At 70.9% G+C, this 22952-nt stretch carries 23 protein-coding genes and 1 riboswitch; of the genes, 10 read left to right on the top strand and 13 right to left on the bottom strand.

The features are described from left to right. Window positions 1-117 precede the first annotated feature (117 nt). Window positions 118-834 carry a DUF3592 domain-containing protein gene (locus LXM50_RS17275; protein ID WP_233312716.1) on the bottom strand — a complete coding sequence of 239 codons (717 nt, stop codon included), beginning with the start codon at window positions 832-834 and terminating at the stop codon, window positions 118-120. A 127-nt stretch (window positions 835-961) separates the two neighbouring features. On the opposite strand from LXM50_RS17275, the gene LXM50_RS17270 reads away from it, so the two are divergent. Continuing rightward, entirely contained in the window at window positions 962-1771 is an 810-nt protein-coding gene (locus LXM50_RS17270) for an ankyrin repeat domain-containing protein (RefSeq protein ID WP_233312715.1), read from the top strand. A 143-nt stretch (window positions 1772-1914) separates the two neighbouring features. On the opposite strand, the gene LXM50_RS17265 is transcribed toward LXM50_RS17270, so the two are convergent. After that, entirely contained in the window at window positions 1915-2757 is an 843-nt protein-coding gene (locus LXM50_RS17265; protein ID WP_233312714.1) for an NAD(P)-dependent oxidoreductase, read from the bottom strand. A gap of 117 nt (window positions 2758-2874) precedes the next feature. Then, window positions 2875-3636 (bottom strand): SDR family NAD(P)-dependent oxidoreductase, encoded by a 762-nt coding sequence (locus LXM50_RS17260; protein ID WP_233312713.1) that lies wholly within the window; start codon window positions 3634-3636, stop codon window positions 2875-2877. 281 nt (window positions 3637-3917) lie between these two features. Here LXM50_RS17260 and LXM50_RS17255 point away from each other — a divergent pair, with 281 nt between their 5' ends. Continuing rightward, entirely contained in the window at window positions 3918-4091 is a 174-nt protein-coding gene (locus LXM50_RS17255; RefSeq protein WP_233312712.1) for a hypothetical protein, read from the top strand. A gap of 46 nt (window positions 4092-4137) precedes the next feature. Here the strand turns inward: LXM50_RS17255 and LXM50_RS17250 are convergent, their stop codons facing one another. After that, a complete protein-coding gene (locus tag LXM50_RS17250) occupies window positions 4138-4476 on the bottom strand; it encodes an ATP-dependent DNA ligase (protein WP_233312711.1) in 339 nt (112 codons plus the stop codon). 243 nt (window positions 4477-4719) lie between these two features. On the opposite strand from LXM50_RS17250, the gene LXM50_RS17245 reads away from it, so the two are divergent. Continuing rightward, complete coding sequence (locus LXM50_RS17245) at window positions 4720-4938, top strand: hypothetical protein (RefSeq protein WP_233312710.1); 219 nt, start codon at window positions 4720-4722, stop codon at window positions 4936-4938. On the opposite strand, the gene LXM50_RS17240 is transcribed toward LXM50_RS17245, so the two are convergent. Both LXM50_RS17240 and LXM50_RS17235 read right to left on the bottom strand, forming a co-directional pair. After that, a complete protein-coding gene (locus tag LXM50_RS17240) occupies window positions 4935-5465 on the bottom strand; it encodes an FHA domain-containing protein (protein ID WP_233312709.1) in 531 nt (176 codons plus the stop codon). The two genes, LXM50_RS17245 and LXM50_RS17240, sit on opposite strands and share 4 nt — an antisense overlap. A 58-nt stretch (window positions 5466-5523) precedes the next feature. Continuing rightward, window positions 5524-6408 (bottom strand): SDR family oxidoreductase, encoded by an 885-nt coding sequence (locus LXM50_RS17235; protein ID WP_233312708.1) that lies wholly within the window; start codon window positions 6406-6408, stop codon window positions 5524-5526. A gap of 211 nt (window positions 6409-6619) precedes the next feature. Between LXM50_RS17235 and LXM50_RS17230 the strand changes: the two genes are divergently transcribed. From LXM50_RS17230 to LXM50_RS17215, 4 genes are all read left to right on the top strand, one after another. Continuing rightward, window positions 6620-6874, top strand: a complete 255-nt coding sequence (locus LXM50_RS17230) for a hypothetical protein (protein ID WP_233312707.1) — start codon at window positions 6620-6622, stop codon at window positions 6872-6874. Between the two features lie 113 nt (window positions 6875-6987). Beyond that, a complete protein-coding gene (locus LXM50_RS17225; protein WP_181158297.1) occupies window positions 6988-7152 on the top strand; it encodes a hypothetical protein in 165 nt (54 codons plus the stop codon). 120 nt (window positions 7153-7272) lie between these two features. Further along, window positions 7273-7998 (top strand): aminoglycoside 3'-phosphotransferase, encoded by a 726-nt coding sequence (locus tag LXM50_RS17220; protein WP_233312706.1) that lies wholly within the window; start codon window positions 7273-7275, stop codon window positions 7996-7998. A 77-nt stretch (window positions 7999-8075) separates the two neighbouring features. Then, on the top strand, window positions 8076-9206 hold the full coding sequence (locus tag LXM50_RS17215) for a sorbosone dehydrogenase family protein (RefSeq protein WP_233312705.1): 1131 nt from the start codon (window positions 8076-8078) through the stop codon (window positions 9204-9206). Window positions 9207-9316: 110 nt separating this feature from the next. Here the strand turns inward: LXM50_RS17215 and LXM50_RS17210 are convergent, their stop codons facing one another. Then, on the bottom strand, window positions 9317-10108 hold the full coding sequence (locus LXM50_RS17210) for a class I SAM-dependent methyltransferase (protein WP_233312704.1): 792 nt from the start codon (window positions 10106-10108) through the stop codon (window positions 9317-9319). Window positions 10109-10246: 138 nt separating this feature from the next. Here LXM50_RS17210 and LXM50_RS17205 point away from each other — a divergent pair, with 138 nt between their 5' ends. Continuing rightward, window positions 10247-11035 (top strand): helix-turn-helix transcriptional regulator, encoded by a 789-nt coding sequence (locus tag LXM50_RS17205; protein WP_233312703.1) that lies wholly within the window; start codon window positions 10247-10249, stop codon window positions 11033-11035. Between the two features lie 127 nt (window positions 11036-11162). On the opposite strand, the gene LXM50_RS17200 is transcribed toward LXM50_RS17205, so the two are convergent. The 3 genes from LXM50_RS17200 to LXM50_RS17190 form a co-directional block, all read right to left on the bottom strand. Beyond that, window positions 11163-13304: an MMPL family transporter gene (locus LXM50_RS17200; protein ID WP_233312702.1), complete on the bottom strand. Its 2142-nt coding sequence runs from the start codon at window positions 13302-13304 to the stop codon at window positions 11163-11165. 332 nt (window positions 13305-13636) lie between these two features. Beyond that, a complete protein-coding gene (locus LXM50_RS17195) occupies window positions 13637-15397 on the bottom strand; it encodes a glycoside hydrolase family 3 protein (protein ID WP_233312701.1) in 1761 nt (586 codons plus the stop codon). A gap of 10 nt (window positions 15398-15407) precedes the next feature. Then, the gene (locus LXM50_RS17190; RefSeq protein ID WP_233312700.1) at window positions 15408-16715 is read right to left on the bottom strand and encodes an MFS transporter; all 1308 of its coding nucleotides are present in this window, start codon (window positions 16713-16715) and stop codon (window positions 15408-15410) included. A 199-nt stretch (window positions 16716-16914) separates the two neighbouring features. On the opposite strand from LXM50_RS17190, the gene LXM50_RS17185 reads away from it, so the two are divergent. Further along, complete coding sequence (locus tag LXM50_RS17185) at window positions 16915-17553, top strand: TetR/AcrR family transcriptional regulator (RefSeq protein ID WP_233312699.1); 639 nt, start codon at window positions 16915-16917, stop codon at window positions 17551-17553. An 84-nt stretch (window positions 17554-17637) separates the two neighbouring features. Here LXM50_RS17185 and LXM50_RS17180 read toward each other — a convergent pair whose 3' ends face one another. The 3 genes from LXM50_RS17180 to LXM50_RS17170 form a co-directional block, all read right to left on the bottom strand. Continuing rightward, window positions 17638-18423 (bottom strand): energy-coupling factor transporter transmembrane protein EcfT, encoded by a 786-nt coding sequence (locus LXM50_RS17180; protein ID WP_374107845.1) that lies wholly within the window; start codon window positions 18421-18423, stop codon window positions 17638-17640. Between the two features lie 53 nt (window positions 18424-18476). Further along, on the bottom strand, window positions 18477-19934 hold the full coding sequence (locus LXM50_RS17175) for an ABC transporter ATP-binding protein (RefSeq protein ID WP_233312697.1): 1458 nt from the start codon (window positions 19932-19934) through the stop codon (window positions 18477-18479). Window position 19935: 1 nt separating this feature from the next. Then, window positions 19936-20574, bottom strand: a complete 639-nt coding sequence (locus LXM50_RS17170; RefSeq protein WP_233312696.1) for an ECF transporter S component — start codon at window positions 20572-20574, stop codon at window positions 19936-19938. After that, window positions 20570-20679, bottom strand: a riboswitch (TPP riboswitch). Its footprint overlaps the gene before it by 5 nt. Window positions 20680-20901: 222 nt before the next feature. Between LXM50_RS17170 and LXM50_RS17165 the strand changes: the two genes are divergently transcribed. Continuing rightward, complete coding sequence (locus LXM50_RS17165) at window positions 20902-22812, top strand: D-alanyl-D-alanine carboxypeptidase family protein (protein WP_233312695.1); 1911 nt, start codon at window positions 20902-20904, stop codon at window positions 22810-22812. The last annotated feature ends 140 nt before the right edge of the window (window positions 22813-22952 follow it).

Below are 22952 nucleotides of genomic sequence, written 5' to 3'. Positions count from 1 at the left end.
CTCGCGCCGGCGCCGCGCCTCGTCCGAGCAGTGCGCGCTGATCGTGCTCGCCGGCCTCGGGCTTCGCCACGCTGCCGGCCGCCTGCACGGTGAGCGCGACGGACGGGGCCCGCGCCCTCACGCCCGCCGACGGATCACGATCTTGTTCTGGTCCGACGGGTCCTGACGGTCGAACCAGACGTCGACCTCCTCGCCGTTCACCAGCGGGTCGCGAACATGGATGGTCGCGGGTTTCGTGACCCAGCGCTGCACACCGGATCCATCGCGGAACGTATAGGTCACGGCGGTGATGACCTGGCTCGCTTCATCGAAGTCCGTGTACCCCTGATTCGTCACTGAGCCCGTGACCGGCGATGTGGTGCGCACCAGCTCCTCCGCGGCATCGAGCCGTCGCGCCCTGGCGGCGCGTGCCACCGTTCCCAACCACAGAAGCACGACGGCGACGACAGCGAGACCGAAGGCGACGACATCGAGCACGGGCTCCCGCAGCCACGCCGGTGGCGGCGCCACGACGGCGTGGCCCGCAGCCGCGCCCAGCACCGCGACGCCGGTCCCAGCCAGCCAGCCGGGGAGGCGCGGATTGCGCCCCGCCGCACCGGTCCACGCTCCGAGCGCGATCAGGAGCACGAAGGACGAGCCGATGGCCGCGATGATCGCGGGGACGTCCTGATCCGCCGCGTCGTCGGAGAAGCCGGTGGCCGCGCCTCGCGTCAGCCCCCACGCCAGGACGCCGCCCGCGCCCAACAGGAACAGCCCCGGCACGATGAGGCTCGCCGCGGTGGTTCGGCGCAGCGGTCGCTGCCGCCGCGCGACATCGGGATCGATCGTGCTCATGCCACGATCCCACCACAACGCGGCTCTCTTCCGCTCACCGTTCTTCATGTTCGATGACGCGCGGATCCCCCGCTCCCCACAGGGATGGCCTCAGGGGGCACCCACCTTCGCGTGGTATACCATTTCCATGCCCTCCATCGCTCGCCGTCCGGACATCGCTCGCCCTCCGGGCGCAGCCTCGCTCCGGAAGCGCGTCGTGGGCGCACTCGCCGGGCTCGGCGTGGCCGCGCTGCTGCTGGCCGGCTGCGCGGCGAGCGCGACGGAAGCGGTCGGCGTCCCGACCGTGACCTCGACCCCGCCGTCGACCGCACCCGCTCCCTCCCCCGCACAGAGAACCGAGGCCGAGATGACCGCTCTGAACTCCCGCCTGTTCGAGGCCGCGTCCACCGGAGACGCCGAAGCCGTACGCGCCGCGATCGCCGAGGGCGCCGACCTCGAAGCCCGTGGATCCGGTGGCATGACGGCCCTGATCGCCGCCACCAAGGGCAACCGCATCGACGCGGCCCTCGCACTGATCGACGCCGGCGCCGACGTGAACGCCAAGGACGACATCGTCGACTCCGCGTACCTCTACGCCGGGGCTCGCGGCCACGATGAGATCCTCCGGGCGACCCTCGAACACGGCGCCGACCTGCGCAGCACGAACCGCTACGGCGGCACGGCCCTGATCCCCGCTTCCGAGCGCGGCCACCTCGGCACCGTGAAGATCCTGCTCGCGGCGGGCGTGGATCCGAATCACGTCAACAACCTGAACTGGACCGCGCTGCACGAGGCGATCGTGCTCGGCGACGGCTCGAAGACCTACGTCGACATCGTGCGCACCCTCATCGCGGGCGGAGCCGACATCACGATCCGCGACGGCGACGGCGTGCTGCCGCGCGACCTCGCGGCTGCTCGCGGGTACCGCGACATCGTGGCCGCGATCGACAAGGCCTGAGCCCGGCGGCGACGGAACCGGAGCCACCCCGGTTCGGGTCGCACTCTGCCGTTCTGGGGCGCGCCTCACCGGCGATCGCCGGCAGGACGCGCCCCGAACGGCAGGAACACGCCCCGGGACCAGGGGCGGACTCGGACCGCGGCTCAGTCCAGGAAGATGTCCGGGAACAGCTGGTCGTCGGGGGTGCCAGGCACGGCCGCGTAGCCGGAGAAGTCGGTGATCCCCGCGGCTTCGAGCACGTCCTCGACGATGAGCGTCTGCCCGGTGTACTCGCGGGCCGGCTGGGCGAGCACGGCGTAGGCGGCGTCGGCGTACACCTCGGGCGTGCGGCTGACCTTCATCATGCGGTCGCCGCCGAGCGCGAACTGCACCGCGGCGGTCGCGATGGTCGTGCGGGGCCAGAGCGTGTTGGCAGCGATGCCGTCCTTCTCGAACTCGGCCGCGAGACCGAGTGTGGCCATCGTCATGCCGTACTTCGCGAGCGTGTACCCGGTGTGCGCGCCGAGCCAGCGCGGGGTGATGTTCAGCGGCGGCGACAGCGACAGGATGTGCGGGTTCGGGGCGTCCTTGAGCACGGGAACGGCGGCGCGCGACAGCATGAACGTGCCGCGCACGTTCACGTCCTGCATGAGGTCGTACTTCTTGGCCGCGAGGTCGAGGGATCCGGACAGGTCGATCACGCTCGCGTTGTTGACGACGATGTCGATGCCGCCGAACTCGCCCTGCGTCTTCAGGACGGCGTCGATCACGCTCTCGTCGTCGCGGACGTCGCCGAGGAGAGGCAGCGCCTGCCCGCCGGCCGCACGGATCTGCTCGGCAGCGGTGTGGATCGTGCCCTCGAGCTTCGGATGCGGGGTGTCGGTCTTCGCGAGCAGCGCGATGTTGGCGCCGTCGGCCGCCGCGCGCAGAGCGATCGCGAGGCCGATGCCACGGCTGCCGCCGGACATCAGGATGGTCTTGCCCGCGAGGGGCTTGTTCTCGGTCATGTCGTCCTCGGTTCGTGATCGATGGGAACGTCGTCGCTCAGGTCGCACTTCGTGGGCGAAAGCCCTCCCGGAGGATCCGAGATCGCGACCTGAGCGTGGGGCGGGATCGGGATCCGGTTACTTCGGCGCCATCCGGATGGAGCCGTCGAGGCGGATCGTCTCGCCGTTCAGGTAGCCGTTCTCGACGATCTGCTGCACCAGCGATGCGTATTCGTCGGGGCGGCCGAGCCGCGCGGGGTACGGCACCTGCTCACCGAGCGAGTCCTGTGCGGCCTGCGGCAGACCCGCGAGCATCGGGGTCTCCATGATCCCGGGCGCGATCGTGCAGACGCGGATGCCGTAGCGCGCGAGCTCGCGGGCGATCGGGAGGGTCATGGCGTGCACGCCGCCCTTCGACGCCGAGTAGGCGGGCTGGCCGATCTGGCCGTCGAACGCCGCGACGCTCGCAGTGCTCACGATGACCCCGCGGTCGCCGTCGGCGCCGGGGTCGTTCTTCGCGATGACGGCGGAGGCCTGGGAGATCACGTTGAAGGTGCCGACCAGGTTGATCCGGATGATCCGCTCGAATCCGGCGAGGTCTGCGGGGTTGCCCTCGCGGTCGAGCACCTTCGCGGGCGGAGCGATGCCTGCGCAGTTCACCACGATGCGCAACGGGGCGGCGGCCTGTGCGGCGGCGACGGCCGCGGCGACCTCGTCGGGGTTCGTCACGTCGGCCGCGGCGAAGACGCCGCCGAGTTCCGCCGCGATCTCGGCGCCCTTCGACGTCGGAAGATCGATGATCGTGACGGTCGCACCGGCCGCGGCGAGGCGGCGCGCGGTGGCGAGGCCGAGCCCCGAGGCGCCGCCCGTGACAAGGGCTCCGGATCCAGCGATCTGCATGGGTGTTCTCCTTCGAACCTGCAACTGAGTGCCAGCTTACGTGAGTCTGAGTCTCACCCGCACGCCGTGGGCGCACACGCGGATCCAGGATCCGGCGGCGTCGACCGGGGGGATCGTCGTCGAAGCGAGCCTACGGCCCGCACGGGCGGTTTCGCAGAAGTGGACCCCGGCGTCGACGAACGGGCCGACAGCCTCGCGACGCTGTTGTCAAGGCCCTCGCGGTGACGTCGGCGATCGCCGACCCTGGGCCGAGACCACAGGATCCACAGAGGAGAGTCCCGATGAACGAGATCGACGACGAAGGACTGCCGCCGCGCGTGCATCGCGCGCGCCCGGAGGCATCGGACGACCCGTATGCGAGGCCCGGGGAGGATCCGTACGGGACGCGCGCCACGACGCCCGGCCGCGACGAGCACGCCGACGACCCGGGGACGGGTCGTCGGCGAGACGAGTGAGGCCGGTGAATCGCCGGGCTGACGGCACCGCGGGTTCACCTCGCCGTCATTGGATCTGACCGCTGTCGTCGATCTGCATCTCATCCACCTGCGTCGGCTCCGGGATGAGGCGGAGGCCGCCCGGTGTGTTCGCCAGCTGGCTGAGCGCCTCGATCCACAGCCGGTTCAGGGGCGGGCGGCGCCCGCCGTGGTAGGTGAAGACCATGTTGCAGGACGGGTGGATCCAGACGGAGGTGCGCCCGTGCCCGATGCTCGGGTCGTCCTTCCAGGTGAAGTAGAACGGCTCGCCGCGGCGGAGCTTGTTGGCGATCACCATCTGCACGTGGGCCAGCGCGCGGTCGTCGAGATCCGCATGCGTCTGGCCCTCGTAGCTGAATCTGCCCATCTGGTTCGCTGCCTCCTCGACGCTTGTCCGCACATCGGACCCACCTCACATCATCGTCCGTGCGGTCGATCGCCGGGACCCCCTCGACACCCACGCGCAGAGGATGATACGTCTCCGCTGTCGCGACCGGAACCCCCGGGCGCCGCCACAGGCCGATGCCTACCGTGGTCGCATGCGGGACCCTCACGGTCCGCGCCGCGGACACGGGGTGGTCTCCGATGCCCGCCGATGAAGGAGGAGCTCATGTTTCCCGAGATCCATCTGCTGCCCGAGGTGCACAAGTGGTGGCCCCACCTGTCGGCCCGGTCGAAGAAGAGGCTGGAGGAGCAGGACGACGGGGTCGTTCCCGATGACGTCCGCGAGGAGATCGAGCGGATCGTCGGGGAGACCGTGGATCCGTCGGCTCGGCTCAGCGACGGCGACCGCACGTTCATCCGCACGCAGCAGGAGATGGTGGACTAGCGTTCGACGTCGCGCCGCTCGTCGACGTCGCGCTGCACGGCCATGGCTTCCTGCCGTGCCGCGTCCCGCGCCTGCGACGAGCGTCGCGGGTAGTCGGGCCGGTCCGGCTGCTCCTGCTGATCGGAGAACTCCCCTCCCTCGCGCCCTCCGAACGGGCGCCCGTGGTCGGCGAACTCTTCGCGCATGAACACGAGTCGCCACGGGCCGAGGGTGAAGCGCGCGCCCGTGCGCAGGACCTCGACGTCCCTGCGCTCTTCCTCGGCCGACTTCTGCACGTTCGCGCTCGTCTCCCCCGGTCCTCGCATGTCGAGTGCGTATTCGTCGTGGGAGTCGTGGCGGATGACGGCGTGGACCGGATCCGTGTCCGGAAGCCGCAGGCCGGCGTCCTGAGCCGAGCCGATCGTGACGCCGTCGTCCGGGATGTCGAACACGAACCTGGTGGTGGCCGATGCGACGAGCAGCCGCGGCCGCCCGGCGCCCCAGCCCGCGTGAGTCGTACTGTCGGGGTGGACTTCCGTCTCGTTCATGACGTCGCTCCTTTCGAATTCGGTCTCGTCGTGGGCTCGGTCCTGCGACTGCTGGAGGTCAGAGGTGGCGTCCGCCCGTGACGGGGATGATGCCGCCGGAGACGTACGACGCATCCTCGGAGGCGAGGAACACATAGGCACCCGCGAGCTCCGCGGGCTGACCCGCGCGCCCGAGGGGGGTGTCCTCTCCGAACGCCGGCAGTTTGTCCGGCCAGCCCGTCGCCGGGATGAGCGGCGTCCAGATGGGTCCCGGTGCGACGCCGTTGACTCTGATCCCGTGCGGACCCTGCTGCTCGGCGAGCATCTGCACGAAGGCCACCAGAGCCGCTTTCGTCAGCGCGTAGTCGAACAGCGCGGGCGACGGATCGTAGCCCTGGATCGACGTGGTCGCGATGATCGAGGACCCCGGGCGAAGATGGGGCAGTGCGGCCTGGGCGAGCCAGAACGGTGCATACAGGTTGGTGTGCATGACCTTGTCGAACTCCTCCGGCGGGATCTCCTCGATCTCCCCTCGACTGCGCTGATATCCGGCATTGAGCACGAGGATGTCGAGGCCGTCGAGACTCTCCGCGGCATCCGCGACCAGATCCGCGCACACCTGCTCGTCCGTCAGATCCCCCGGGAGCAGCGCGACCATCCGGCCGGCCTTGCGGACCCAGTCCGCGGTCTCCTCAGCGTCCGCCTGCTCCTCGGGCAGATAGCTGAGCGCGACATCGGCGCCCTCGCGTGCGAACGCGATCGCCACCGCCCGGCCGATCCCCGAGTCACCGCCGGTGATCAGCGCATACCGGCCCGGCAGACGCGCCGAGCCGCGATAGCTCTCCTCGCCGTGGTCCGGCCGAGGTTCCGTCTCCGCCAGCAGCCCGGGCTGGTCGTTGTGCGGATCCGGCGGATCGCGGGGTGGCGGGTACTTGATGCGGGGGTCGGTCATGCTGTAGCTCATGCCCGGCACGCTAGGCAGCACGGACCGGCGCCACGAGGGGCTTGACGTCCGCAGCCGAGGTGTCTAGAAGGCCGTCGGCCGTCTCCCGCAACCGATCGCGCGGGCCCCTCCTCCGCCCCGCCGTCGATAGCCCTCCACCACCTGGGCTGTCAAGAGCCGTGACGTCGACCGATGCAGCGCTCAACCTCATCCGTGGACGAAAGGAAGCGAGATGTCGATGATGACACCCACGCGCTTCGAGATGCGCCGGCTCACGGAGAACGAATGGCTGATCCTGGACGACAGCTTCGACCGCACGGACGCGCGGCACACCGTCGCCTGCGTGACCCGCGTCTCGGTGGAGCAGGTCGAGGTGGTCTGGCTGCGGCCGGTCACCGAGCGGATCCGCTACGGCTCCGTCGCCGACGTGCTGGAGGCCGTGAGCAATGCCCCGTCAGGTCGACCACTCGCGGACGGGTCGACCTGAGACGCCGCTCCTGCCATCCCGGACCCCTCGGCGTCAAGCCCCTGTGCGACGGCTCCCGTCACCGCCTACGGTGAGTCAGCGGTCGCACCAGCGACACGTGGAAGGAGTCCGTCATGAACATCCTCTTCGTCATCATCATCATCGTGGCCATCATCCTGGCCATCACCGGTGGTCTCGTGCAGTCCCTGAACTTCCTGCTCTGGGTCGGACTGGTGCTGCTCGTGCTCGCTGTGATCGCTTGGCTGCTGCGCTCGGTCACGGGTCGCCGGGCGCCCTGAGTCGCATCGCGCGGACGCAGCCGCTCGGCCTGATCGACGCAGACCAGGACGACAAGGCGTGATCCCGAGGGGAGCCGGCGATGCCGGCTCCCCTCCCCTCTCCCCGGGCAGGATGGATCCATGAGCATCCCCGTCGACGACGTGACCGTTCCCGAGCGCGTGCGGGAGCTGGCTGGATCCGCCGCTCTCACCCCCGTGTGGGAGAACGGGATCGGGGGGCTCACGTTCCGCACCGACGACGGACGGTTCGTCAAGTGGGGCCCGCGGTACCTCGAGGCGTCGATGCGCGCCGAGGCGGAGCGGATGCGCTGGGCGAGCACCTGGACACTCGTGCCGCACGTCCAGGACCAGGGCGAGGACCGCACGCACGAATGGCTCGTGACGTCGGCGATCCCGGGCCGCAGCGCCGTGGATCCGTTCTGGATCGCCCGGCCCGAGGCGGCCGTGCGCGCGGTCGGAGCCGCACTGCGGCAGCTGCACGACGCGCTGCCCGTCGCCGAATGCCCGTGGAGCTGGGGCGTCGAGGATCGGATCGCGAATGCCGCCGAGCGCGGGATCGTCGTGGCGGGGCGGCTGCACGCAGCACCGGCGATCGACCGTCTCGTCGTCTGCCACGGCGATGCGTGCGTGCCGAACACGCTGCTGGACGACGCCGGTCGGGGCATCGCGCACGTCGATCTCGCGGCCCTCGGCGCCGCCGACCGCTGGGCCGACATCGCGGTGGCCTCGATGAGCACGGCGTGGAACTACGGGCCCGGATACGAGGATCTGCTCATCGAGGCGTACGGCGTGGATCCGGATCGTGAACGTCTCGCGTACTACCGCGACCTGTGGGACGCGACCTGAGCCGCTCGCAGCGCAGACCTGGCGGGAATCCCGGACGCCGGGGATCCTGAGAGGGCGCACCGATATCGGAGGTGATCATGCACGCGCCCGCGAGGAGCACGGGAACACGCTCCGGATGCATCGTCGCTGCGCTCGCGCTCGCGATCGCGCTGACCGCCTGCGCCCCGGTGACCGCGCCGACGGTGACGGGCACGCCGGCCGACCACGCGGGCTCTTCGTCGCCGGCGACGTCCGCCCCGACCGCACCCTCCGTCCTGGCCACCGGACTGACAGCGCCGTGGTCGATCGTGCCGATCGGATCCGGGGCGCTCATCTCGCAGCGGGGCGACGGGCGGGTGCGGGAGTGGACCCCCACGGGAGGGCTGCGCGACGTCGGCACGGTTCCCGGCGTGGTCTCCGGCGGGGAGGCGGGACTGAACGGGCTCGCGATCCACGACGACGGTGGCACCAAGTGGCTGTACGCGTATCACGCGACCGCCGACGACAACCGCGTAGTGCGGCTGCGGCTCACCGGCGACGCCGCCGCGCTGCGGTTCGATCCGGCGACCGCGGAGGACGTGTTCACGGGCATCCCCCGCGCCGCGAACCACGACGGCGGCAGGATCGCCTTCGGCCCCGACGGCATGCTCTACGTCGGCACCGGCGACGCCGGGCAGCGCGACCGCGCCAGGGACCGGGACTACCTCGGCGGCAAGATCCTGCGACTCACTCCGGAGGGGCGGCCCGCCCCCGGCAACCCGTTCGGCACCGCGGTCTACAGCCTCGGGCACCGCAACGTGCAGGGGCTGGCCTGGGACAGCGCCGGCACGCTCTGGGCGAGCGAGTTCGGACAGGACACCTGGGACGAGCTGAACCGGATCCAGCCCGGCGGAGACTACGGCTGGCCCGACCACGAGGGCCGCGCGGGCGCCGCCGACGCGATCGATCCCGTCGTGACGTGGCGTCCTTCGGAGGCCAGCCCGAGCGGCATCGCGATCGTCGGGGACGTCGTCTACATCGCTGGCCTGCGCGGCGAGCGGCTGTGGACGCTCGACACGACATCGCCCGATCCGCAGCCGCGGGCCGCCTACGCCGGCGACTTCGGCCGGCTGCGAGACGTGGTGGCGGCCCCGAACGGCGCCCTCTGGGTGCTCACGAACAACACCGACGGGCGCGGCTCGCCGCGCGACGGTGACGACCGCCTGCTGCAGCTGCCGGCGACGCGCTGACCTTCGTTCTCTCCGCCTCCGTTCCTCTCCCGCCGCGCTGTGGAGCGCGCCGAGCATGGCTGAACCGGGCGCCATCCACCGCCGCGGACGACGGGGCGGTGCCTCCCGGGTCAGACCCGGCAGAGGATCTCGCCGTGCAGCACCGAGAGCCAGCCGTCGTCGCTCGCGGCCCACTCGCGCCAGCCGTCGCTGACGCGCTGCAGATCTTCGGGGGTCGCCGCCCCCGCGTCCAGGAGCTGGCGTGCGATCGCGGAATCGAGGATCCGGTCCGCCCACATGCCACCCCACCACGCGCGGTCCTCGGCATTCGCGTAGCACCAGGTGCTCGACGTGGCCGTGACGTCGGCGATCCCCGCCGCGTGCGCCCACGAGAGCAGCCGACGACCGGCGTCCGGCCGGCCCGCGTTCGCGTGGGCCGCGGTGCAGTAGAGATCGAGCCAGGTGTCCAGCGCCGGCACCGCGGGCCACCAGCGGAAGCCGCCGTAGTCGCTGTCACGCACGGCGACGATCCCGCCCGGCCGGGTCACGCGGGCGAGCTCGCGCAGCGCCTGCACCGGGTCGGCGACATGCTGCAGCACCTGGTGGGCATGCGTCACGTCGAAGCTGTCGTCCGGGAAGTCCAGGGCGTGCACGTCGGCGACGCGGAATTCGATGTTGGTCACGCCGCGCTCAGCCGCGGTGGTGCGACTGAGCTGGAGCTCCTCCGCACCGATCTCCGTGGCCACGACCTCGGCGACCCGCCCCGCCAGATCCGCGGTGATCGTGCCGGGTCCGGCCCCGACGTCGAGCAGTCGATCCGTCGGACGCAGGTGCGGCAGCAGGTACGCCGCCGAGTTCTCCGCCGTGCGCCAGCGGTGCGATCGCAGCACCGAATCGTGGTGTCCGTGTGTGTAGACGGGCATCGGGTCTCCTCGGCTCTCAGGTGTTCTGGATCCCCAGCGTTCCGGTTCGGTGCGTCATGGGGAAGACCGTAGTCTTCCTAGGAGCGCCGCACCCTCGCTCGACGGCGCCCGTTCACTCGAGGATCCAGGAGGCTGCGGATGTCGAACGCTCTCGGCGACTTCCTCCGCGCCCGGCGCACCGACGCCCGCCTGCAGACCGAGGCGTCGAGGGCCGGCGGGCGCCGCCGCACCACGGGCCTGCGGCGCGAGGAGGTCGCGACCGCCGCGGGCATCAGCGCCGACTACTACACCCGGCTGGAGCAGGGGCGCGAGAAGAATCCCAGCGACGCCGTGCTCGATGCGCTCGCCCGCGCCCTGCAGCTGGATCCGGACGCAACCGACCACCTCCATCGGCTGCGCGACGCCCACCCCGGCTCTACCCGCCCCGAGCCCGCGGACGCGCCCGCCGTCGACGACGCACTCGTGGCGCGCATGACGATGCTGGTCGACGCCGTGCGCCCGAACCCCGCGTACGTGCTGGACCGGCTCAGCACGGTCGTCGCGGCCAATCCCGAGGGGCTCGCGCTGCACGAGGGGCTCGCCGAACTGCCACCGGCCCAGCGCAACACCTGTCGTTCCCTGCTACTCGACCCGCGCGCCCGCGAGACGTTCGTCGAGTGGGAGGAACTGGCCCGCGGCGCGGTCGCACACCTGCGCGCCGCCAACGTGAGCGACCTGCAGGATCCGCAGCTCGTCGCGCTCGTCGACGAACTGAGCGCCTCCAGCCCCCTGTTCCGGGAATGGTGGAGCGGCCATCTCGTGCAGCGCCGACGCGGCGACATTACCCATGTCCGCGCCGCCGACGGCACGGTCATCGCCCGCCGTTACGAGGTGCTGCACCTGCCCGAAGACGGGGTGCGGATGACACTGTGGCTGCCCGCCGTCTGACGCCGTCCGCCGTGCCCAGCTCACCCTGGGGTCGTTGAGCGAGCGAAGCGAGACGAAACGTGGTGCGCTCGCGGATCACGTCCGTCGGCGCACCGCGTTTCGTCTCAGTCGCCTTCGGCGTCTTCGCTCAACGGCCCCGGAGAACGGGAACCTGATCCGGGTCAGGATCCGAGACGTCCGGATCCGGAGCCCCAGCCGCCGCGGATGACGCCGTATCCGTCGCGCGCCGCAGCCGACCGGGCCACCAGATCCGATCGCCGACGAGCGCGAAGATCGCCGGCACGATCACCGTGCGCACCACGAGCGTGTCGACGATCACGCCGACCCCGACGATCAGGCCGAGCTGGCCGAGCGTCACCAGCGGCAGCACTCCGAGGGCGGCGAACACCGCCGCCAGCACGATGCCCGCGCTCGTGATCACGCCGCCGGTGTGCGCGATCGCCTCGACCATGCCCTGTCTAGTGCCGCGGTCCGCGGCCTCGGCACGGGCGCGGTGCACGAGGAAGATCGTGTAGTCGATGCCCAGCGCGACGAGGAACAGGAACGCCAGCAGCGGCACCTGCAGATCGAGCGCGTGCTGCCCGAACAGCACGCGGCTCAGCCACGCGCCGGCGCCGATCGCGGCGAGCGCGCTGGCGAGGTTCACGACGAGCAGCAGCACCGGGGCGACGACCGAACGCAACAGGATCAGCAGCACGAGGAAGCTCACGAGCAGCACGAGGGGCGCGATGAGCAGCAGATCCTGCTGATTGCCGGTACGGGCGTCGAGGTCGGTCGCGACCGCCCCGCCCACGAGGGCGTGCCCATCCGGAACGGCATGCACGGCATCGCGCAGCTCGGTGATCTGGCTCAGGCTCTTCCCCGTGCTCGGCGCGTACTCGCTCGTCACCATGATCTTCGTCAGGTCGCCGTCCCCCGTGGCGCCGACCGGTTGCACGCGCACGACTCCCTCGACGTCCTTCGCCGCGGCGACCACGTCCTGAGCCTGCGCCGTATCGGTGACGATCAGGATCGGCTGCGCCTCGCCCGCAGGGAAGTGCGCCGAGAACACCTCGAGCCCCGCCGCCGACTCCGACGGCACCCGGAACTTCTCCACCTGGTCGAGCCCGACCGCGGTGCCGAACAGCCCCGCGGCCATCACCGCCAGCAGCGCTCCACCCGCGAGCAGGCTCAGGACCGGACGCTTCACCACGCCGCCGGCGATTCCGCGCCAGACCCGTCCCTGCCGGCGCTCATCGCCCGGACGCGGTACGAACGGCCAGAACACCTTCCGGCCGCACACCGCGAGGACCGGCGGCAACAGGAACAGGACCGAGGCGAGCGCGATCAGCAGCCCGATCGCGGAGGAGATCCCGAGCCCGTGGGTCCCCGGGATCACGGCCAGCACGAGCGTCAGCAGTGCCAGCACCACCGTGACGTTCGAAGCGAGGATCGCGGGCGCCGTCTTCCGCCAGGCGGTGCTGAGCGCCCGCCGGTGATCCGCCTCCTGCTGCAGCTCCTCGCGATAGCGCGAGATCAGCAGCAGCGCGTAGTTCGTGCCGGCGCCGAACACCAGCACGCTGATGATGCCCGCGTCGAACTGCAGGTCCCAGGCGGATCCGGCCGCCGCGGTCATCCGTCCCGCGAGTCCGTCCGCGAGCGCCACGACCACGAGCGGGATCAGCCACAGGATCGGCGAGCGGTAGGTCGCGATGAGCAGGACCGCGACGATGAGGATCGTGACGATCAGCAGGGTGAAGTCGGCACCTTCGAAAGCGGAGGCGACGTCGGCGCCGAACGCGGGACCTCCGGTGACCTGCAGGGTGAGACCGTCCGGTGCGTGCGCCGTGACATCGGAGCGCAGCGCCGCGATCGTCTTCGCATTCTCGGCGTTGGCCTCCGACGCGGTGATCGGGGTGATGATCACGGCCGCCTTCTTGTCATCGCTGACCACGGGTCCCGACAGATCGGCGGCCGCGCGGGCGCCCAGGACCGGGACCAGATCCTTCAGTCCCGCCAGGTCCGCATCGGACAGCGTGGCGCCGTCCATCCGAGAGGCCACGACGAGCACCGACTGCCGATCCGCGTCGGGGAAAGTCTTCAGGAGCTCGGAGACCCGGGTCGACTCGGATCCGGCGGGCGCTTGCGCGTTGCCGCCCGGCGCTTTGGCCGAGCCGAACGCACCGAACAGCAGGACCATGAGAAGGAGGACGAGCCCGAGCGAGATCCACGCGCCGCGGCGCGAGGTCAGAGCATCGGAAAGGCGCGAGCGCGCGACGGAATCTGCCATGCCTCCAGTCCACCGGCGCGGGCGCCGCCTGCCATCGTGCACAAGGTTGAGCGAAAGATCGATCGAAGGGACGAGACCGGATCCGCCCAGCGCTCGTTGAGCGAGGACGGCGGAGCCGACCGAGACGAAAGGCGGCACCCGTCGGACCAGGTCCGCAGGAATGCCGCGTTTCGTCTCGCGCCTCGCGGAGACCCGCACTGAGCGAGCGAAGCGAGTCGAAGTGTCGGTGCTCGCTCAACGACCCCGGAGATGACGAACGCGGCCTCCCGGAGGAGGCCGCGTTCGTGGTGCCGGGCGCCCCGAGTTCTCGGGGCGCCCGGGGCAGGGTGGCGTCAGTACCGCAGGCCGTGGCCGAACCGGAAGGTCGGGTTCTCGGTGTCGAATGCGACGTCCGAGCGGCTCGCGACGACAGCCGCGTCCGATCGGGGCAGGTCGAACGGCAGCGATCCCTGTGGTCCGCGCTCGCCGAACAGCACCCGCAGCACGGCCGCGTCCGAAGCGCCGTAGTCGGCCAGCACCGCGCGCGCCGATTCTTCGAGGCCGCCGAGCACGGCCGGCCGGTCGAGGTAGACGTCGATCACTGTCGGCACGGCCGCGGCGATCGTGGTGAGGCGCGCGTGCTCCTCCGCCGGGAACTCGAGCGATCCCGAGTGGAACATCGCGGAGAACCCGCCGCGATCGCGATCCTCGAACGGAGCCTTGATTCGCAGGATCGCAACGTCGGCCTCCTCCGGGGTGGACACGGCGGTCGCGTACCCGGCGAGCGCCTCGGCGGCGACACCCTCGGCGTAGACCTTCACGCCGCGCGAGAGCGGAAGGATCGCGTCGGTGTTCGTGAGCAGGGTGAGCGAGTCGCTCTGGGCGTCGAGCCCCTCCTGCACGAAGTCGGCACGACCGACCACGGCCGCCGCGTGCTCCTCATCCACGTACGGGGCATCGAACAGCCCGAGACGGAACTTCTCCCGCAGCAGGCGCCGCACGGAGACGTCGAGCCGATCCTCGCCGACGGTGCCCGCGGCCAGCAGACCGAGCAGCTCGTCGGTGCACAGCTCGCCGCCGAACTGGTCGATCCCGGCATCGAGCGCCTTCACCATCCGCTCGGGGCGGGTGAGGTGCTCGACGCCCCAGGCACGGGCCGGCATCGGCGTACCCATGATCTCGGCGTCGGTGAGCAGGCCCCAGTCGGTGCAGACGATGCCCTCGAAGCCGAGCCGATCGCGCAGCAGGGTCGTGAGCACGTCCTTGTTGAAGCCGAAGCCGACCTCCTCCCAGTCCGTGCCGACCGGCTGGCCGTAGTACGGCATCATCTGGGTCGCCCCGGCGCCGATCGCCGCGATGAACGGCTTGAGGTGATACTCCTGCGCTCCGCCCGGGTACACCTGCTCCTTGCCCCACTCGAAGTGCGGGTCCTCCCCGTCGAGCTGCGGACCGCCGCCCGGGAAGTGCTTGACCATCGTCGAGACGGACTCGTAGCCCAGCTGGCCCCCCATGAAGCCGCGGATGTATCCGACCACGAGGTCGCTGGTGAGGTCGGCGCTCTCACCGAAGGTGCCGTTGATGCGGGACCAGCGCGGCTCGGTGGCGAGATCGATCTGCGGGTGCAGGGCGACGCGGAGCCCGACCGCGAGGTACTCCTGGCGGGCGATGTCGCCGAAGCGCTCGAGCCGCTCGGGAGACGCGAGGGCCGCGAAGCCCAGCGTCTCCGGCCACTGGGAGAAGGGCCCGGCGAGGATCGAGGTGAGCGGGTTGTCGCTGAACGCGTGCCGCGGGTCCGTCGACAGGGTGATCGGGATCCCCAGTCCGTCCTCACGGGCGAACCGCTGCAGCGCGTTGCTCCACGCCGCGAACTCGCGCCCGTCGGGCGCGGAGCCCAGCAGGTTGAAGTGGTTCATGCGGCGCTTGCGGATCATCGAGTGCGCCGAGGGGATGCCGAAGGTCGGGTTGGATTCGGCCGGATCCCCGAACGACACCATCGTGTGGAACAGCATGCCGACCTTGTCGGCGGCGTCCATCCGGCTCAGCAGATCGTCCACACGCTGCTCGATGTCGAGCGACGCATCCTGGTACGGGAAGCGCACCTCGTTGTCCGTCATGGATGTCTCCTTACTTGGTGGCCTTGATGAACCAGACGCACACTGCGCCGAGGATCGAGAGGACGATGCCGATGGGGAACAGCGCCCAGTAGCCGAGCGAGAGGGCGATCGCGCCGCCCACGGCCGGGGCGAGGGTCTGCGGGAGGGTCGCGGCGATGTTGACGACGCCGAGGTCCTTCGCGAAGTTCTTGGCGGACGGCAGCACCTGGCTCATGAGCGCGGTGTCGACCGCCTGGAACATGCCGAAGCCGAGGCCGATCACGAAGGTCATGATCATCCAGGAGGTGAGCGTCGGCCAGACCCAGGGCAGGATCAGCGCGAGACCCATCACCACGGACGAGCCGAACACGAACGGCTTGCGACGCCCGACCTTGTCGGAGAGCGGACCCGAGACAGCCGTCGCGATGATCACGCCGACCAGGCTGATGAGCCCGAGGAGCGGGATGACCGTCTCGGGCTGCTTCACCTGCAGATAGTCGGTGAGGATGTACAGCTGGTAGCCGATCACCCCGAAGTAGCCGGTGTACAGCAGCAGCCGGCCGGTGAAGGCCCAGAAGAAGTCGGGGTTCTTGACCGGGTTGACCCAGAACGTCTTCAGGAACTCGACGAAGCTGAACGGCTCCGAGGCGAAGTTCGTGCTGGGGTGGTCGGGGTTCGCCAGGACGAAGCCGAGCAGCACCAGCACCGCGAAGACCGCGAACACGATGTAGCCGACCGCGATGCTGTGGAAGAACAGGGCGCCGAGGACGGATCCGCCCAGCGCGCCGATCATCAGGCCGATCCCCGAGAGCGTCGCGAACGTGCCGCGACGGGCGATCGGCACGCGGTCGGGCAGCACGGCGCTCAGCGGCCCCTGCGCGAAGTTGAACGTGATCTGCACCAGCGACCACGCGATGATGAAGCCGACCAGAGAGTTCGCGAACGCGAGCCCGACCAGCGACAGCGCGCCGGCGAGCGCGCCGAGCACGATCCACGGCGCACGCCGCCCGAAGCGGGAGCGGGTGCGGTCGGAGATCTGGCCGGCGACGGGCTGCGCGATCATCGCCACGAAGGCGCCGATCGTGCTGATGATGACCATGTTCGCGAGCTTGCCCTCGTCTCCCAGCGCCACGCGCACCTGCTCAGGCAGCAGCACTCCGGGCACAGCGCCCCAGATCAGGAAGATCGCGAAGTTCGAGGGCAGGATCCACCAGAGCAGCCGCCGCACGCCCTTGACGGGTGTGGGCGGGTCGTCCTCGCCGGAGGCGGTGGCGACGAAGGTGGTCTCGGTGATGGGGGGACGCAGCTCTTCAGGCGCGTCAGAAGAAGTCGACGACATTGTCAGTCCTTGAGGGGAGGGCGGTGGGATCGGGTCCGCCGGGCGGGGGCGTTGGAGACGTCCTCGGATCCGGCTGATGGCACGCTAGCATGAAAACCGACACAAGTGTAGGTTTTTGTCCGAGCGACCTCCTCGGTCGCGGGCGCGGCGTCGCAGGCGATCCCTTCCGGCGCCCGCAGACGCATACGATGGGACACCGATGACGACCGAACGCGGATACACCACGGGCCGGGCCAGGCGCGAGCGCATCATCGCCGCCGCCACCGCCCTGTTCGGACGCGTCGGCTTCAACAGCGCCACGATGCTCGAGATCGCGCAGGTCTGCGAGATCTCCCGCGCGGGTCTGGCCCACCACTTCCCCACCAAGGAATCCCTCATGGAGGCGGTGCTGGAGACCCGGGACCGCGAGGATCGCGAGCGGTTCCGGCGCAACGGCTCGCAAGGTCAGGACGGCATCGGCATCCTCCGCGGCATGGTCGATCTGGCCCGGCACAACACCGAGGTGGGCGGGATCATCGCCCTGTACGCCGTGCTGTCCGCCGAGGCCGCCGATCCCTCGCACCCCGCCCACGACTACTTCGTGCGGCGCTACGAGCGGATCAGATCCGGCACGGCGAAGGCCCTGCGGGACGCGCGCGCCGCCGGCCATCTCGCACCGCAGGTCGACGAGGACCGCGCGGCCGCAGAGCTCACCGCGCTCATGGATGGCCTGCAGCTGCAGTGGCTGCTCGACCCCGGATCCGTCGACATGGCAGATGCCGTGCGCCGCCGCATCGAGGAGCTGCTCGTGGTTCCCCTCGGGGACGAGGTCGCCCCTCAACCCCGGAACGTCCGCTGACCCTCATCCCGTTTCGAGGCGCGATGCTCGTCCTCTCCGGGGTCCGGGACGGGCGAACATCGCTCCTCGAAATCACGCCAGGCGCTATGACCAGACGAACCGGAACGTGCCGAACAGCACGGCGGCCGCGATCGACAGCGCCATGATCGCCGCACCCCCGACGACGGCGACGGCGTCACGTGCCAACAGTCGGGAAGGCCTCGACCAGGTCCGCGGGATGTCGGATCCGAACCCGCGCGCCTCCATCGCGAGCGCCAGCTTCGTCCCACGGCGCACGGCGAAGACGAGCAGTACGAACGACATGGTGAAGAAGCGCCGCAGCACGCCGCGGTCCCCCACGCCACGCGCCCGGCGGGCGAGCGACATCGTGCGCCAGTCGTCCAGGAACAGGCCGAGCATCCTGGTGCCCGCGAGCACGCCCAGCACGAACCGACTGGGCAGATGAGCGACCTGCGCGAGCGCGTCGGCGAGCTCGGTCGGATCCGTGCGCGCGAACAGCAGGATCGTCGGCAGGCCGAGCGCCACGACACGGATCGACACCGCGATCGCGAGCTGGATCGACGCCTCGCTGATGTGTGCGAAGCCGAAGCTGAAGAACACCTGCCCACCGGGGGCGGCGTAGAGCAGCATGCTCACGCCCGCGACCGGGGCGATGACCAGCAGCAGCGCGAGCCGGCGCAGCACGGTGCCGAACCGGAGCCCCGTGAGTGGAATGCACAGCAGCTGCAGCCCGATCGCGACGAGCCCGCTCGTGACATCGATCGAGGCGAACAACGGGATCGATAGCAGCAGCGCGAGCAGGATCCGGGTGACCGGGTTGACCCCGTCGATCCACGCACGACGGACCGGCTCCGGTTTCGAAGCGCGCACATGGCTGCTTCCGACGGACATATCGAGCGCTTTGCGCTCTTCGAAACCCGTGCTCACGCTGCCACCGCCGCCGTCAGTCCGATGCGATGTCCGCCGAGGTGGCGGATCACATCGGCGTCGTGAGTGACGGCGATCACGGTCGTACCGCGCGCGATCTCCTCCTGCAGCAGGCTCACGATCCCGATCCAGCCGCGACGGTCCTGTCCGAACGTCGGCTCGTCGAGCACCACGACCGCGGGCGCCGCGGCGAGCACCGTCGCGACCGAGAGCCGGCGCTTCTGCCCGCCGGACAGGGTGAACGGGTTCGCCGCCGCCAGCGCGGTGAGTCCGAGTCGCTCCAGCAGAGCGTCGACGACGGCATCGATCCGGTCCTTGGCCCAGCCGAGTGCACGCGGCCCGACCGCGAGCTCCTCGCGCACGGTCTGTGCGAGGAACTGGTGCTCGGGATCCTGGAACACCATCCCGATGCGGGTCAGCAGCTCGCGAGACGTCCAGCGCGACGGGTCCAGTCCGCGCCGCCCGCGCAGTCGTTCGGCGGCCTCGACGGCGCCCTCGAGCGGATCCAGGAGCCCGGCGAGCGTGAGCGCGAGCGTGGATTTGCCCGCCCCGTTGGGACCGACGATCACGGTCGCCGCACCGTCGGGAACCACGAGGTCGAGCCCGTGCTGCACGGCTCGGCGGCGATCTCGTGTGACGGCCAGATCGCGCGTCGTGAGGATCGCACCCTCCGGATCCGCGGCCGGCAGCACCGGCAGGCGCACCGGGTGACCCGGCACCCACACACCGGCATCGGCCAGGGCGTCGCCGTGCGTGCCGAACACCTCGGCCGGGGCGCCGTCGGCCAGGAGCCCGCCGTCCGCCCCGACGACGATGACGCGCGTCATCATGTCCGCCCACACCGCGGTGCGGTGCTCGATGACCACCAGCGTCGCGCCGGTCGCCTCCACCACCCGCTCCACGCTCGCGCGGATCTCGCGCACCCCGTCCGGGTCGAGGTTGGCGGTCGGCTCGTCCAGCAGCAGCAGCCCCGGCCGCATGGCGAGCGCTCCGGCGAGCGCCAGCCGCTGCTTCTGCCCGCCCGAGAGCGCCGCCGTCGGCCGATCCTGGGGCACGTCCAGACCCACCGCGTCGAGGGCCTCGCTGACGCGCGCGGGGATCTCCTCCGCGGGGACGCCGAGGTTCTCGCATCCGAAGGCGACATCGTCGCCGACCCTGCTCAGCACGACACCGGCATCGGGATCCTGCAGCACCAGCCCGATCCTGCCGCGCTGACTCTCCGGATCCGCGCCGTCGACCTGAAGGGATCCACTGCGCTCCCCCTCCTCGGCATCGCCGAGCAGGCCGGCCATGCCTGTCAGGAGCGTCGACTTGCCCGCACCGGAGGCGCCGAGCAGGAGCACCCGCTCCCCCGGCTCGATCGTGAACGTCACGTCGCGGACAGCGGGCAGGCGGCGACCGGCGTAACGCCAGCCCCACCCGTCCGCGACGACGCGAGCAGCACTCGCGGTCATGTCAGACCTCGCGGCGGAGCTCGCGTCCGGCGGCGAAACGGCTCAGCGCACCGGTCGCGGCGAGCGCGCGCACCAGCAGCCAGCCGAGGACGCCGGCCAGCAGCGCACCCGACACGACCAGGGTGCCGAGGTAGATCGCATTGAACTCGACCGACTTCAGGATGTTCGGCGAGCTGCCGTAGAACAGCTCGAACAGCCAGGCGCCCGCGGCGGCGGCGACGCCCGCGAGGGCGGCGACCGGCAGCGAGAACCGGCGGTAGAGGAAGATCGCGAAGATCAGCTCGGCGCCGAGACCCTGCGCGATGCCCTCGAGCACCGTGGACACGCCCCAGATGTTGCCGATCAGCATCGAGACGATCGCCGCCACGACCTCGACGACGAGGGCGGCTCCGGGCTTGCGGATCACGAGCCCGCCGACCACGCCGCCGAGCAGCCAGATCCCGACGGCGACGCCACCGAGGCCCGGCGTGAGGCCGTCGGCCGCCGTGAACCAGGCGTAGCCGATCGTGTTCCAGACCCAGAAGACCAGGCCGATCGCGACGCCGAGCACGGCGGCCACGACGATGTCGACGACGCGCCAGTTCAGGCGGCGTGCGACGGCCCCGCTGTTCACGTTCTGTGCGGTTGCAGATGCATGCATGAGAAATGCTCCTCCCTGCGCCGGCATGATCCGGATCAGGTTCGACGGTCGAAGCGCGATTCGCTCCCTCTCAGCCCGGCTCGCCGGACTCCCGTGGTGATCCGCCCATCTTAGCCCCGCGGACGAGCACGGGCGACCGTCCGGTCGTGATGTGACGAGGCAGTCGACCGGTCGTCCGACCGCGGACACCCTCGGTCCATCCGCCGCTCGCCGGGCGCGACCTGTGGCCACCCGTGATCCGAAACGCTGTGCGAGCGGTGAGCGAGGCGACTCCGCGCTCGCACGCCGATCCCGCGAGTTGACAGGGGCGCCCGATACGGTAGGGGGGTGAACAATGACGACGGTCCGGGGGCCGCCCAGGTCGATCCGGAGATCGTCGACGCCGAGGCACCCGACGCCGAACGTCCCGGCTCGGAGACCGACGAGTCGGCCGTCGAGCCGGCAGGGCTGTTCTCGACGTCCCCGGACGGACGCGGATCCGCGGCGTTGTTCCCCACCCAGGACTCCCCCGCCGCCCGCCCGCTCTTCCCCGCGCCGGGCTCACCCGCCTCCCCGCCGCTGTTCGAAGAAACGGGGACGGCCGTCGACGCCGCGTCTGCCGCCGCCGAGAAGGATCCGGCCGCCGAGGCCGCACGGCCCAACCTCTCGAAGGATCCGATCGCCGAGCCGATTCCCGTCGCCACGGACGGAGACCCGGCGCCCGTCGTCCCGGCTGCGACGCCCGCGACGGAGCCCACCGCGTCGACCGCGTCGCCCTCCGACTCGGTCGCCACACGCGCCACCCGGACTGCCGCTGCTTCCTCCGCGCGCACTGCCGAGCCGATTCCGGGCACCGCCGCCGACGCGACTCCCGCCGCCGCGCGGCCACTGCCCTCGGCGTCACTCGTCCGCGGTCCCGATCGCACGCCGACCGCCGCTCTCGCCTGGGTCGACGTGGCCCGCGTGGGCACCGGTGCGGCGGCGGCGGCCGCCGCCACGCCGTCCCGGGCGCTGCTCGACGACGCGCCTCACCGCAGCCTCGCCCGGCCCGGCGTTCTGGTGCCGCTCGCCGGTGTGCTCGCCGTGATCGTGGCCTATGGCGCCACGACGGCGCTCTGGCCGCTCAACGCCGTGAAGCCCGTCGCCTCACCGGTCCAGTTCCAGCCGGCCGCCGCCCCCGTGGCCGCCGCCGCGTGGCCCGGCTCGGGCAGCGCTGCCGTAGGTGTCGAGGGCATCGGCACGATCGCTTCGGCCGAACAGCCGGTGCCGATGGCCAGCATCACCAAGCTGGTGACGGTGCTCGCGTCGCTCGACAAGCTGCCGCTGAAGGCCGGCGAGCAGGGTCCGTCGTTCGCGTTCACGCAGGCCGACAGCGACGAGTACTGGAGCTACCTCCGCCAGGATCAGTCCGCCCTCGATGTCCCCGTCGGAGGGTCGCTCACGCAGTATCAGCTGTACGAGGGGATCCTGCTCGGTTCGGCGAACAACTACGCCGACCGTCTCGCCCGCGAGGTGTGGGGCTCGGACGAGAACTATGCGGCCGCCGCGAATCAGTGGCTGAGTCAGCACGACCTCGCCGACATCACCGTCGTGACGCCCTCCGGCTTCGACTTCGGCAATGTCTCGACCCCCCGCGCGCTCATCCAGCTCGGGGAGATCGCCGAGAAGAACCCGGTGATCGCCGGGATCGTGAAGCAGAAGAGCGTCGAGCTGCCCGGCGCGGGCGTCGTGGAGAACACCAACGGACTCATCGACGACGCCGGCATCGTCGGAATCAAGACCGGCACGATCGGCGACGGGGACGACACCCGCTACAACCTGCTCTCGGCCAAGGACGTCAAGGACAGCGACACCGTCGTGCGGATCTACGTCGCCGCGCTCGGACAGGGCAGCGATCAGGGCCGGGTCGATGCCTCGCGGGCGCTGTACGCCGGCATCGAGGCCGCTCTGAAGGACCAGCCGCAGACGGTGGACAAGGGTGCCACGCTGGGCACGGTCGACACCGCCTGGGGCGAGACCACCCAGGTCGTCGCCGCCGCGGACGGCCGGGTCGTGCTGTGGAACGGCGCCTCGGCCACGGCGACCACCAAGTTCTCACTCGGCGACGAGTGGAAGGCGGGGGAGAAGGCGGGAACCCTCAGCCTGAAGGGCCCGCTGGATTCCGCCTCGGTGCCGCTGGAGCTGCGCACGGCCCTGCACGGCCCGAGCCTCTGGTGGCGCCTCACCCACCCGCTCGAGCTGTTCGGCCTGACGAAGTAGGCCGCTGGCTCCGGGACGCACGGCGACCGGGATCCGGCCCGACGGGGATCCGGCCCGCCGCCTCCGCCCGGGCGACGCCGCCTCCGCCCGGGCGATCCCGCCTCCGCCCGGGCGATGCCGCCCCCACTGACGCGGAAGCG

Source organism: Microbacterium sp. Au-Mic1 (assembly GCF_021341785.1).
GTDB lineage: Bacteria > Actinomycetota > Actinomycetes > Actinomycetales > Microbacteriaceae > Microbacterium.
The sequence above is the reverse complement of the archived record's forward strand: the minus strand, read 5'-3'. Positions and strand labels throughout refer to the sequence as shown.

What these genes read in the sequence shown, in the direction of transcription:
- LXM50_RS17245 (WP_233312710.1), top strand. Translation starts at nt 4,720, where the DNA reads ATGTTTCCCGAGATCCATCTGCTGCCCGAGGTGCACAAGTGGTGGCCC.
- LXM50_RS17205 (WP_233312703.1), top strand. Translation starts at nt 10,247, where the DNA reads ATGTCGAACGCTCTCGGCGACTTCCTCCGCGCCCGGCGCACCGACGCC.
- LXM50_RS17190 (WP_233312700.1), bottom strand. Translation starts at nt 16,715, where the DNA reads ATGTCGTCGACTTCTTCTGACGCGCCTGAAGAGCTGCGTCCCCCCATC.
- LXM50_RS17185 (WP_233312699.1), top strand. Translation starts at nt 16,915, where the DNA reads ATGACGACCGAACGCGGATACACCACGGGCCGGGCCAGGCGCGAGCGC.
- LXM50_RS17220 (WP_233312706.1), top strand. Translation starts at nt 7,273, where the DNA reads ATGAGCATCCCCGTCGACGACGTGACCGTTCCCGAGCGCGTGCGGGAG.
- LXM50_RS17275 (WP_233312716.1), bottom strand. Translation starts at nt 834, where the DNA reads ATGAGCACGATCGATCCCGATGTCGCGCGGCGGCAGCGACCGCTGCGC.
- LXM50_RS17210 (WP_233312704.1), bottom strand. Translation starts at nt 10,108, where the DNA reads ATGCCCGTCTACACACACGGACACCACGATTCGGTGCTGCGATCGCAC.
- LXM50_RS17255 (WP_233312712.1), top strand. Translation starts at nt 3,918, where the DNA reads ATGAACGAGATCGACGACGAAGGACTGCCGCCGCGCGTGCATCGCGCG.
- LXM50_RS17170 (WP_233312696.1), bottom strand. Translation starts at nt 20,574, where the DNA reads ATGCATGCATCTGCAACCGCACAGAACGTGAACAGCGGGGCCGTCGCA.
- LXM50_RS17175 (WP_233312697.1), bottom strand. Translation starts at nt 19,934, where the DNA reads ATGACCGCGAGTGCTGCTCGCGTCGTCGCGGACGGGTGGGGCTGGCGT.
- LXM50_RS17235 (WP_233312708.1), bottom strand. Translation starts at nt 6,408, where the DNA reads ATGAGCTACAGCATGACCGACCCCCGCATCAAGTACCCGCCACCCCGC.
- LXM50_RS17270 (WP_233312715.1), top strand. Translation starts at nt 962, where the DNA reads ATGCCCTCCATCGCTCGCCGTCCGGACATCGCTCGCCCTCCGGGCGCA.
- LXM50_RS17195 (WP_233312701.1), bottom strand. Translation starts at nt 15,397, where the DNA reads ATGACGGACAACGAGGTGCGCTTCCCGTACCAGGATGCGTCGCTCGAC.
- LXM50_RS17200 (WP_233312702.1), bottom strand. Translation starts at nt 13,304, where the DNA reads ATGGCAGATTCCGTCGCGCGCTCGCGCCTTTCCGATGCTCTGACCTCG.
- LXM50_RS17215 (WP_233312705.1), top strand. Translation starts at nt 8,076, where the DNA reads ATGCACGCGCCCGCGAGGAGCACGGGAACACGCTCCGGATGCATCGTC.
- LXM50_RS17225 (WP_181158297.1), top strand. Translation starts at nt 6,988, where the DNA reads ATGAACATCCTCTTCGTCATCATCATCATCGTGGCCATCATCCTGGCC.
- LXM50_RS17240 (WP_233312709.1), bottom strand. Translation starts at nt 5,465, where the DNA reads ATGAACGAGACGGAAGTCCACCCCGACAGTACGACTCACGCGGGCTGG.
- LXM50_RS17265 (WP_233312714.1), bottom strand. Translation starts at nt 2,757, where the DNA reads ATGACCGAGAACAAGCCCCTCGCGGGCAAGACCATCCTGATGTCCGGC.
- LXM50_RS17260 (WP_233312713.1), bottom strand. Translation starts at nt 3,636, where the DNA reads ATGCAGATCGCTGGATCCGGAGCCCTTGTCACGGGCGGCGCCTCGGGG.
- LXM50_RS17250 (WP_233312711.1), bottom strand. Translation starts at nt 4,476, where the DNA reads ATGGGCAGATTCAGCTACGAGGGCCAGACGCATGCGGATCTCGACGAC.
- LXM50_RS17230 (WP_233312707.1), top strand. Translation starts at nt 6,620, where the DNA reads ATGTCGATGATGACACCCACGCGCTTCGAGATGCGCCGGCTCACGGAG.